A 10,783-nucleotide genomic window follows, 5' to 3' on the forward strand; every position below is an offset into this window, starting at 1 on the left:
ATTTTCCCCACCACAAGTACCTTCTTCATTTCTTCTCTGCTCAATGTAATTGTCTCCTGTCCCATAGTGACATTATCTCAGAACAGTTATGGGATGACATTATCACAGAAGAACAACACAATCTAACTCTTCTTCATTGACAAAACTAGGCAGGATTGTTATTATTCAAAAATAACCAAGTAAGTCTATGAGTATTATTGTATTAAGTTAATAAATTAAAAAGCAAAACATGCGACCGTAAAAACGGAGGTGTCCTTTTTCCAAAGGATTGCCTCCATTTTTTTATTCTTTATTAAGGAGTGGTGAATATGACCGAGAGAACGATTTTGTCACAGCCTTTTGAGATTAATTTAAACGAGCAGTTCATTTTGAAGGGCAGAGTAAAAACACTGGAGGGAGAGGCGGCGAGACCCGTAGTGATTATTGCGCATGGCTATAGAGGCTTTCAGGATTGGGCATTTTGGCCCGAGGTAACGGACAGCTTAGCTGAGAAAGGCTTTTATGCAATCAGTTTTGACTTTTCTCGTGTAACTGCCAAAGAAGCCGGACTTGCTGAGGAACGTGTGGCAGAAGCGAGCACGGTCTCGCAAGAACTTGTAGATCTTGATGTGATCATTCAGCATGTGAAGCAAGGCTTGCTTCCGCTAAGCCATGAAGCGGATGCCAACCGAATTGCGATTATCGGGCACAGTAGGGCAGGAAGCAGCAGTCTCATTCTGGCAGCGGAGCAGCCCGAGAATGTGAGAGCCGTGGTCGTATGGAATGGCGGCTCAACGCCAGCCAGAGGAACTGATGAGCAAAATGTGACGAGGCTCCAGCAGCTCGTATCGGAGGATGCTGAGGCGAATAGAGAACGGTTTGACGTGCTGACACAATTCAAATCATTGAGGCAGCCGGCGTTAATTGTACAAGGAAGCGCCGATAACGAGCGGTTGCTTGCCGTGAACCAAAGGCTGAAGCAAACGAATCCGGAACAAACCTTTGTTACGATTGAAGGAGCGGATCATGTGTTTGGCGTTCTGCATCCTTATGAGGGAGCTACGCTATACTTGTCAGAAGCTCTCCAAGCTACGGTGAATTTTCTGGAAAAAGTGTATTGATTATCTTCTAAGTTACATAGAGATGCGGAGCGACCGGTTTAGGCCAGGTTGTGACGCGTCTCTTCTTTTTTTCTAAGATTTAGCCATGGAAAAATCATATTGACATAAATGAAACACCGATGATATATTGTTTTACGTAAAGCGCAGTAATCTTATCGGAATTATGTATTATTAATTTAAAAGTTAATTTGTGCTGAACATCATAGAATTTTAACAGAGAGGGAGATTGTTGTATTATGGAAAATAATTTATTGACAGCAATTGAAAACAACTGGATCACCTTGATTGTATCAGCAATACTTCTTGGCGGCCTTTATTTTATGGCCAAAAAACGGGTAGGCTTCGGAACGCGGGTTTTAGTAGCCCTTGGACTGGGCTTAGTGGCAGGTATTATTTTTAATAATTTTGAGCTGGATACGGAAGGCGTAGGCACAATCGGTTCGATTTATATAAACCTCATTCGAATGATTGTTATTCCGCTTGTTTTTGTACTAGTCATAAACAGTATTATATCGATTACGAACATTGAGTTTTTACGCAAGCTTAGCGTGAAGACAATCGCTTGGTTTTTAGCTACAACAGGCGTAGCTTCTATCATCGGACTACTTGTTGCATCGGCTATTAGTCCAGGTGCTGGATTTGCATTAACGACACCTGAAAATTTCGAAGCACGCGAAGTGCCAAGCTTTTTCCAGGTGATATTGGATCAAGTGCCTTCCAACCCGATCAGCGATGCTGCGGAGGGGAAAGTCGTGCCAATCCTTATTTTCGCCCTATTCATTGCTGTCGCTATCGTTAAGGTAGGAGCGAAAAACCCGGATTCTGTACAGCCTTTCAAAGCTTTTATTCAATCCGCAACGGTAATTATGCATCAAGTGGTTAAGTTTGTTCTTCGTTTCACGCCATACGGAGTTTATGCGCTAATTGCGGTTATGGCAGCCAAATACGGCTGGGAAACGCTTGAGCCGCTAGCAATGCTAATTGCTGTAAGCTATATCGCTCTCCTACTTCATTTCGTATTCGTATTCGGCGGTTTGGTAACCTTCGTAGCGAAGGTTAATCCGTTGAAGTTTTTTAGAAAAGCTTATCCAACGGTCGCTGTAGCGTTCACGACACGAAGCAGCTTTGCTACGCTTCCTATTAATCTGGAGGTAATTACGAAACGCCTTCGCGTATCGCCGAAGATCGCCAGCTTCGTAGCTCCGCTTGGAGCGACGATGAACTTTAACGGCTGCGGCGGCATATGGCCTGCCATTGTAACGGTTTTCGTTTCCGAAGTATACGGAATTACGCTTACGGCAACGGATTATGTACTAATCGTTTTGGTAAGTGTAATCTCTTCGATTGGTGTGGCAGGCGTACCAGGACCGGCTTCGATCTCAACAACGGTAGTACTTACAGCGGTTGGCCTTCCGCTTGATGGTATTGCGCTAGTCGTTGCGGTTGAATCTTTGATCGATATGGGCCGTACGGCTGTAAATGCAACAGGAACGACGGTAACGGCGCTGCTTGTTGCCAATTCTGAAGGTGAATTCGATCGCGAAGCTTTTGATCGCGGCGATGAAGATGATCTTGAGCTTAATCCTGCGTAAAGCAAAATGTAAAAAGACCGTCATCAGCATAGGCTGTTGACGGCCTTTTATTTTTTATTCAAAGCTGCCGCGAAATAAAACAACCCCCATAAAAAAGCCCTCGACTATGCACGAAATTGAGCGTGACAGCAAGGGCTATGTTACTTTATGGCTCGTCGTGTACTTCAGGAAACGCATGGTCATAATCGTCTTCTCCGGGATAATCGCGAGACATTCCGGCATGAAGCGCTCGATTCTCATAGTTGAAGCTGTTAGGTGGCCGCTGGTCAATTCGCCAAGGCGTGCTCTTGCCTAGGGATTCCATCCGCAGGTCAGAGCCGTACGGGCCATCCGGAAACTCCTCCGGAATCAGGTCGTTACGCTGCGATTCAACTGTCGATACATCTGTATATGGCTGGCGATTTTCTTCCATAAATCGATCCATCAGCAGACTCCTCCCAAAATGGTATGGTATTACCATATTACCATTTCAGTGTACCCTGATTAATCGGTAAAATGCACCGTTCCCACAACAAAGTATAAGAATTGAGCAAGCTCGGACGCTTCTTCTTCGGTTAGCTTAAACGTAAATTCAAGATAACCTTCCTCTTCAAGATCATCAGGGCCGATGATAGCGGTTTTTCCGAATTGGAGATCAGTAATGAGCTTCTTGCCATAGAAGCGGCTTGTAGATGTAATCGCAAGATCGAAGCGCTTTAAGCTAGGACCAATGAACGTGACATATCGGGTTGAAGTTTCCTCCGTTGAATCGGACATAAAATCAAAATCAGGCAACAGCATAAGGTATAGCCTCCACTCCATTAATAAACTCATTATACAATAACAAAATGCTTGTAATAAAGAAATCATTATGATAGCATGAAACCAATCGAATCATTGAACGTGAGGAAGCACCTCCTTTGCCGTAGGCAAAGGAGGTGCTTTTTTTTGTTTCCGGCAGGTCGGTCTGTTTCCGGAATGGTTGCCTTCTCGTTCAATTCGTTCGCTAATTCATATTTATTGGAGGATTGAGGTCAACATGCAAATCGTATTCTTGAACACGTTTGAGAAGCTTGGTGAGGATCAAAATGTCATTAGCGCACAGTTGTCTATTTGTGAACGTCAAGGTATTTGGTCTGTGATGTGGGTAGAAGGGGAAGCGGAAACCGGAGATCCGCAAACTTGGTTCGAAGGCACGTCATGGGAGGATATGATCGTAGCTTTCAGGCATGGCATTGCAAGGGTGATGGGAGAAGGCTATACGCCGATTATCGACGGCATGCTGGATGACCGCAGGGCTTCTACAGGCAGCTTCGTAGCCATGCTGCAGTGCTATGGCGAGCTTCACGCTAATCCGGATCTCTTCCAAAAACTTCGTGAATGGCGACGTGCGAAAGCGGTTTCGGAGAAGCGCTCGGCTTATCTTGTTGCAACTAACCGCATGTTGTGGATGATTAGCGCATTTGTTCCGAAGTCGGCGGAAGAGCTGACACAAATTCCAGGATGGGGCAGCACTAAGCATGCGTCCTATGGTATGGAAGTACTAGCGATAACAGAAGAGGCTGACCGGGAGACAGAATTTCCGCTGCAATGGGTGGTCGAGAAGCTAGACTCCGGAATTTACACGCAGTGGTTGTACAAACAGAAGGAAACGAAATATAAATCGCAGATGGACCGTCAATTAGCCAAAAAGCATATTTTGACAACGATACAGCAGGGCGGCTCTCTAGAGCAGCTTGGGGCTGAGCTGGAGCTCTCAAGACGTGAGCTGATGGATCGTATCGAGCAGCTTGAGCAAGAGGGCTACGATATGGAGTCACTGATTACCAGGGAGCTAAACGAAGTACCAGAGGAAGAGCTGCAGCTCGTCTGGGATGCGCTGACGCTGGTTGGCGACAAATACTTGAAGCCCGTGCTGCAGCAGGTATACGGGACTTCAGAGGCTTCGCAGCTTAGTAAGCCAGTCGATGTGTTATATGAACGTCTGCGGCTTATCAGGCTGCGGTTCCGTAGAAGTATGACAAGTAAGGCGGTTTAAGGCAGCGAACGAATTTTGAGGCGGTCTGTGTCATTTACGAAGCCTCCTTCCTTGAATTAAGGAGACTTCGTAATGCCGCTTTGGTCAGGCCATACCGTGTCAGCGAAACGGATAGCCGCTCCTGAGTCGCAGGGGAGGCCTGTTTCATACGAATGGTTGCCAATTAAGTCAACAGCCTGCTCGCGCAGCAGACGTACATGAGAACGGTCCTCCTTCGTAAGCTGTGGACCTTCATGCGCCCGCATCCATACAAGGATGGCGTTCAAGACTTCCATTCCGTCCTCCAGAGCTTGCTCCCATAAGGTCCAGACGCTCTCATGATGAAAGGTTGTACCGTTTACCGGGTCAAGCCAAGGCTTTTCCTCTAGATTTAAAACATCAAAGGGCAAGGGCTCTTTCTTAAAAACAAAAGGCTCGATTTGCCCAAACGTAAGTTTTCTCCGGATGCCAAACGGGTCATGGAATAAGCGCTGCGCAGCCGTGAAATCGCGATTAGCCTGGTTCCAGTCTTCACGCCGAATGAGCGGTGCAAGCTCCCCGTAATAGGTTGAAGCAATCGATTCGAATGCGTCCAGAATCGGAGGCGGGAAGCTGCCATTCGTGCTTACGTATTTCCAAACAGCGGTTTTCCACGTTTCGACTCCCCAAAGCTCTCTCGCAATTAATGTATCCATCATAATTTCGAATCGTTGATGATCCCATTTGCGGAATCCGGATTTGCTGAAAACATAAGGATGCAGGTTGCGGTCCAGAATATGATGCAGCACAAAACCAAGCGTATATAGTATAGAAGGATCAGGCCTTTTGGGGCAGGTCTTCCTGTCGATGACACCATCCAACATTTCTATAAGCACCGGACCGCAATGGCGGTTATGCATTTCGGTACCTAAGCGGTTCAACGCCAAGCTGCGCTGCCAAGGGAAGAAACGATGATAAAATAAAAAGTCCGGTCCCTGACAACCCATGTTAAACATGTTTTTATGCTCCTCAATTTGCAGAAGAGAGCTTTCACCAAGCTTCTCAAGCACAAGCTGTCCAAATATGAAATGAGCCCATACGTTAGGCATGCAGAACAACCTCCATTCATTAACAACATTCTACAGTTTTCGTGGAAAAAATATAGTTCTTTGGGTATATATATTTTTTTTATAGTATACTTGTCCTAATGAATTAAGTATAATATAAATTAAACAAGACAAAGCGCGAATTTTGTCGAAAAGGAGCGTATCTTCATTATGAAGGCAGAATACATTAACCCGTTTCTTGAATCCGCAAAAATCGTGATTGAGCAAGTGGTTCAAATACGTCCTGCGACTGGTGAACTAGGTCTTAAGGATATAAAGTTTGTTGAGAACTATATTTGGATTCAAATTGGACTCAATGGACAGATGAACGGAGACATTGTATTCGGGCTAAGCGAAGAAGTAGCTATGAAAATGGTTTCTGCGATGATGGGTGGATACGTAATTTCTGAAATCGACGAAATCGTGAAGAGTGCTATTTCTGAGCTCGGTAACATGATCAGCGGAAATGCCAGCACAATGCTGTTTAACCAAGGAGTACGGGTTGATATTACGCCGCCTAAGGTAATCCAATCCGCGCAATCAGCAGGCTTTACCACGCAAAAGGCGCTGACGATTCCGCTAATCATGGAAGGAATCGGAGAACTTGACATCCAAGTTTTAATCGCATCTTAGCACAGAAATAGCTCCTTAGGGAGCTTTTTTTGCGTCTGCATTAGCAATCAAGTAAACTTGTAAATGGGTGATGTTGGATGTTAAAGGATAAAGTGATTTTCATCTCCGGCGCATCGAGCGGGATCGGAGCGTTAACGGCGATAAGGCTGTCCGAGCATGGGGCGATTCCAGTGCTGACGGGAAGGAATATCGAGAAGCTGAAGGAGATTTCATCCGCAATAAAAGGAAAAAACGCGTTTTATCAGATGGATGTCACAGACAACGAACAAGTAAAGCAGACAGTAGAAGCCGTCATTGCGAAATACGGTAAAATAGATGTATTGCTGAATAACGCCGGCTATGGGCAATTTGAGTATTTTACAAGCATGCCTGTGGAAAGCTTTGAGCAGATGATGGATACCAATTACATGGGAGTTGTGCGTTGTACGAAGGCTGTCATTCCCCATATGGTGAAACGGGGGAGCGGTCATATCGTAAACGTCGCTTCGTTAGCTGGCAAGATTGGCACGGCGAAATCAACCAGCTATACAGCGACAAAGCATGCAGTGCTGGGTTTTACAAACTCGCTAAGAATGGAGCTCCGCGATCATGGAATTCAGGTGTCTGCCGTGAATCCAGGGCCGATTGATACGCCTTTTTTTTCGCTTGCTGATCCTTCCGGCTCTTACGTGAAAAATGTCAGTTGGTTTATGATGAAGCCAGAATATGTGGTCAAACGAATCGTTAGATTGATTGAACGGCGGAAAGCAGAGCTAGATCTTCCGAAAAAAGCAGCACTTGGCATAAAGTTTTATCAATTGCTGCCGCGCACCATCGACCGGCTTTTCGGCGGTATGCTAAATCGAAAATAAAGGTTTAAATGAGAGAGGATTAAAGAATGAGTAAGCACACATGGAATGAAATCGGTATTAATGAGCTGCTGGAGAACAAGCTTTCAGCAAACGGAATTATTGAACCAACGGATGTACAGGCAGAGACGATTCCGATTCTGCTTGGAGGCAGCGACGTGTCGGCGAGATCTCAGACAGGTACAGGCAAGACACTCGCTTATTTGCTGCCGATGCTTCAAAAGCTGAATTCGTATTCGAACGCGATACAAGGGGTTATTTTAGCGCCGACGCAAGAGCTTGCCATGCAAATCGTACGCGTTGCGGAAATTTACGCAGAGCCATTGAATATTCGCGTTCAGCAGCTGATTGGCGGAGCGGCGTTAAAGCGTCAAGTAGAGAAGCTGAAGCTGCGCCCGCAGCTTGTCATCGGTACGCCGGGCCGTATGCATGAGCTGCTCAAGCTGCGCAAGCTGAAGCTGAACGATGTAAATAACGTCGTGGTAGATGAAGCGGATCAGGTATTTCAGCTAGGCTCGACAAAAGAGGTCGAGATCCTGCTGCATGGCATGGGTAAGGGGCGTCAAATCGCTTTCTTCTCGGCGACTTATCCTGATCAAATGGCGCGATTCGAAGGTCGTTGGATGAAAAACCCGGAACGCATTCAAATTACGCCTGAGCACCGGGTATCCCAAACGATCGATAATTATTTTGTTGTCAGCGATAAACGGGACAAGACGGATACGGCAAGGCGGCTTGTTCGATTGCTGAACCCGTCGTCCGCACTGTTGTTCCTTAATGATACCGACAATATCTCGAACTGGGAATCGAAGCTGAGCTATGAGGGCTTCACGGTTGAAGCTCTATACGGAGATGCGGATAAGCAGCGAAGAGCAGCAACGCTGACACGTTTTCGTGAGGGACGCTGCCAGCTGCTGCTTGCAACGGATGTTGCTGCACGCGGATTAGATATTGAAGGCTTGCCGCTCGTTATCCAGCTTGATCCTGCTGCGGACGCGGATCACTACGTACATCGTGCTGGTCGCACCGGCCGTATGGGACGACCAGGGACGGTCATATCGATTGTGATGCCGCAGGAGCTGTTTATTATGGAGAAGTTCCGCAAGCAGCTCGGCATTGATTTGTCAGAGCGGACTATGTTCCGGGGCAAGCTGCTTACGGAGGAAGAACTTAAAGAAGCAACACGTCCGTTTGCTGCTAGGCATGAGGCGAAACTGGCCGAGCGCTCAGAAGCAGCCCAAGCGAAGCGCTCTCTGGAACGGAAGGAACCGCCGGCAGTTGCGAAGGAAACGAAGCTTGTTGACGTGAAATCGACCAGTGCCGTACCGAAGCCGAGAACAACGGAGAAGGCAGCACCGAAGCCTGCTCCCAAGAAGGTGGAGCGAAAGCGCGAGGGCAAAAACAAGGGCGCGCCGAAATGGCTGAAAGCGAAGCGTGAGACCGAGAAAGAACAATAAAATAAAATAATTTTGAAAGCCACCCTCTCAAATCGATCCGCCTCTCCCGAAACGTATGGGCGAAGGTGAAAAATGCGGCAAAACCCGCAATCGAATAAGGAGTGTGGCTTTCTTAATGAAAAACACAATGTTGAAAAAGACAGCAATTTCCTCGCTTGCGCTTCTAATGCTTGCAGGCGGAGCGACGTCAGCTTTTGCAGATGGCGGTAGAGACAGAGGGCATGATGGCGGTCGTGACGATAATAATGACCGACAAGAGGACAAGCATGATAAAGATGATGATAAGTATAAAGTAACTTGGCAATTTGAAGATGAGGATGACTTGAAATGGGCAATGGAATACATTATGCGACTCGCGTCGAAGGGTGTATTTACAGGGTATGAGGATGGCACATTCAAGCCGCATCAAAAAATTAGCCGCATTGAGACGCTAACGGCTGCAGTCAGATTGATGGGACTTCGCGCACAAGCGGAATCATCTGCGGAAATGAATACGGATCTGCAATTCAAAGACGCTGAAAAAATCGAGAAAAAGTATCCATGGGCTGTCGGTTACGTAGCCGTCGCGCTGGAAAACGATTTGTTCTCCGAAACGGAAACAGAAGTAAAACCAGAGGCAAATGCGACAAGACTATGGTCTACGATCCTTCTTGTAAAAGCGCTTAAATTGGAAGACGAAGCGAAAGCTCTCAACAATACGAAGCTCGATTTCAAGGATGCGAAAGAAATTCCGGCCGGCTCAGTTGGTTATGTTGCGCTCGCTCTTCAGAAAGGGATTATTACGGGCTACAACGATAAACACGGAAAAACATTCCGTCCGAACCAACCCGTTACCCGCGCTGAGCTAGCCGCTCTTCTGGACCGTACGGATACGGAAATGCCGGATCAAGATGCGCAAGCCATTACAGGCAAGCTGAAAGCAGCTCCTGCTGACGGCAAGCTGACTGTGGTTAAAGCGGATAACACAGAAGCTTCCTTGGCCATTGATTCGAACGTATTTATTTTCCGCGATGATAAGAAAGCTCCACTGAGCGCCCTGCGTGCCGGTGATGAGGTTCTAGTGCGCACTTATCAAAATAAAGTCGTATTCATCGAAGTTACGAAGTCAGCTCCCGTAGTAACAGCCTTCTCGGAGCTTGGAATACTTAATACGCTAACGTTCAACGCACAAGCGAAGCTTGTAACGCTCTCGATTTCGCGTGTTGAAAACTCGCAAACGGTTATGCTTACTTTTAACGTGGATGCTAATGTTGCAATTACCGGTGATGCATCGCTGTTGAAGCCTGGTCAGCTCGTACAGGTTAAGGGCGAAAACGGAACGGCAAAAACAATTGAAATCAAATAAATAAATACGTAAGAGAAAGAGGTATCATCCATTGCGGTGATGCCTTTTTTTCTATCCATGAACCTAGCTATTAACCGCGGCATTCTTAATTCCGACAAAAACGACAGCCCAGCGGACGCTTTAGTAAATAGCGGTACAGAGCCATTTGATTATTTAAACAAGGTTTATGAGCACTTGAATAATGAGAATCACGTGTTTCAGACCTTGAATTACGAGGAGCTTGTTAATCTTTTTGAAAGCAAGGGCAATTATGTTGTCTTATTCGGAGGGGCATGGAGTGAAAGCACGCAAGCGAATATAGGCTTTATCAATCAAGTAGCGAAAGAATACGGTGTGGATACGATCTATAAATTCGATACAAAGCTAGACGGCAATCAGTTCGAAATTGCCGATAGCAGCAATCCATATGCGTATAAATATGTCGATGTGATCAATAAATATTTAACTAATCTTAACGAGTTGCTCCCGGGATCAGAAAGCGTCAGCTACCCTGCAAAAGATAGTGACGGGGCAGATATAACGATTTCCGCCAAAAAAATCGAAGCTCCTTTTCTATTCGTTTATAATTTAGCGCCGAAAACCCCCTTGCTTTAGCTATGGGGATGTAGGGTGCTTCGGGTGAAGGGCGGCTAAAGCCGCCTTAATCACCCGACATTAGATCTACTGTTTTATGGTATAATTTTCTTGGAATGAATCGATATCACAGCGAGAAGTGGAAAGTAATCAC

11 protein-coding genes are annotated in these 10,783 nt (G+C 46.2%); 8 read left to right on the top strand and 3 right to left on the bottom strand.

Going from position 1 to position 10,783, the window contains the following annotated elements; translation table 11 throughout:
• The first annotated feature begins 308 nt into the window (after positions 1-308).
• Positions 309-1,100, top strand: a complete 792-nt coding sequence (locus RCO25_RS33665; protein ID WP_309000413.1) for an alpha/beta hydrolase family protein — start codon at positions 309-311, stop codon at positions 1,098-1,100.
• A 236-nt stretch (positions 1,101-1,336) separates the two neighbouring features.
• On the top strand, positions 1,337-2,692 hold the full coding sequence (locus RCO25_RS33670; protein WP_309000414.1) for a dicarboxylate/amino acid:cation symporter: 1,356 nt from the start codon (positions 1,337-1,339) through the stop codon (positions 2,690-2,692).
• A 145-nt stretch (positions 2,693-2,837) separates the two neighbouring features.
• Here RCO25_RS33670 and RCO25_RS33675 read toward each other — a convergent pair whose 3' ends face one another.
• Positions 2,838-3,116 (bottom strand): hypothetical protein, encoded by a 279-nt coding sequence (locus RCO25_RS33675; RefSeq protein ID WP_309000415.1) that lies wholly within the window; start codon positions 3,114-3,116, stop codon positions 2,838-2,840.
• 59 nt (positions 3,117-3,175) lie between these two features.
• A complete protein-coding gene (locus tag RCO25_RS33680) occupies positions 3,176-3,472 on the bottom strand; it encodes a DUF3055 domain-containing protein (RefSeq protein WP_309000416.1) in 297 nt (98 codons plus the stop codon).
• A 238-nt stretch (positions 3,473-3,710) separates the two neighbouring features.
• Here RCO25_RS33680 and RCO25_RS33685 point away from each other — a divergent pair, with 238 nt between their 5' ends.
• The gene (locus RCO25_RS33685) at positions 3,711-4,709 is read left to right on the top strand and encodes an HRDC domain-containing protein (RefSeq protein WP_309000417.1); all 999 of its coding nucleotides are present in this window, start codon (positions 3,711-3,713) and stop codon (positions 4,707-4,709) included.
• Between the two features lie 56 nt (positions 4,710-4,765).
• Here RCO25_RS33685 and RCO25_RS33690 read toward each other — a convergent pair whose 3' ends face one another.
• Positions 4,766-5,776 carry a zinc dependent phospholipase C family protein gene (locus RCO25_RS33690; RefSeq protein ID WP_309000418.1) on the bottom strand — a complete coding sequence of 337 codons (1,011 nt, stop codon included), beginning with the start codon at positions 5,774-5,776 and terminating at the stop codon, positions 4,766-4,768.
• 168 nt (positions 5,777-5,944) lie between these two features.
• Between RCO25_RS33690 and RCO25_RS33695 the strand changes: the two genes are divergently transcribed.
• From RCO25_RS33695 to RCO25_RS33715, 5 genes are all read left to right on the top strand, one after another.
• Positions 5,945-6,406: a chemotaxis protein CheX gene (locus RCO25_RS33695; protein WP_309000419.1), complete on the top strand. Its 462-nt coding sequence runs from the start codon at positions 5,945-5,947 to the stop codon at positions 6,404-6,406.
• A 77-nt stretch (positions 6,407-6,483) separates the two neighbouring features.
• On the top strand, positions 6,484-7,257 hold the full coding sequence (locus RCO25_RS33700; RefSeq protein WP_309000420.1) for an SDR family NAD(P)-dependent oxidoreductase: 774 nt from the start codon (positions 6,484-6,486) through the stop codon (positions 7,255-7,257).
• Positions 7,258-7,283: 26 nt separating this feature from the next.
• Positions 7,284-8,711: a DEAD/DEAH box helicase gene (locus RCO25_RS33705; protein WP_309000421.1), complete on the top strand. Its 1,428-nt coding sequence runs from the start codon at positions 7,284-7,286 to the stop codon at positions 8,709-8,711.
• A gap of 115 nt (positions 8,712-8,826) precedes the next feature.
• A complete protein-coding gene (locus RCO25_RS33710) occupies positions 8,827-10,056 on the top strand; it encodes an S-layer homology domain-containing protein (RefSeq protein ID WP_309000422.1) in 1,230 nt (409 codons plus the stop codon).
• 36 nt (positions 10,057-10,092) lie between these two features.
• Positions 10,093-10,650, top strand: a complete 558-nt coding sequence (locus RCO25_RS33715) for a hypothetical protein (protein ID WP_309000423.1) — start codon at positions 10,093-10,095, stop codon at positions 10,648-10,650.
• Positions 10,651-10,783 lie beyond the last annotated feature (133 nt).

Source organism: Paenibacillus sp. LHD-38 (genome assembly GCF_031157315.1).
Classification (GTDB): domain Bacteria; phylum Bacillota; class Bacilli; order Paenibacillales; family Paenibacillaceae; genus Pristimantibacillus.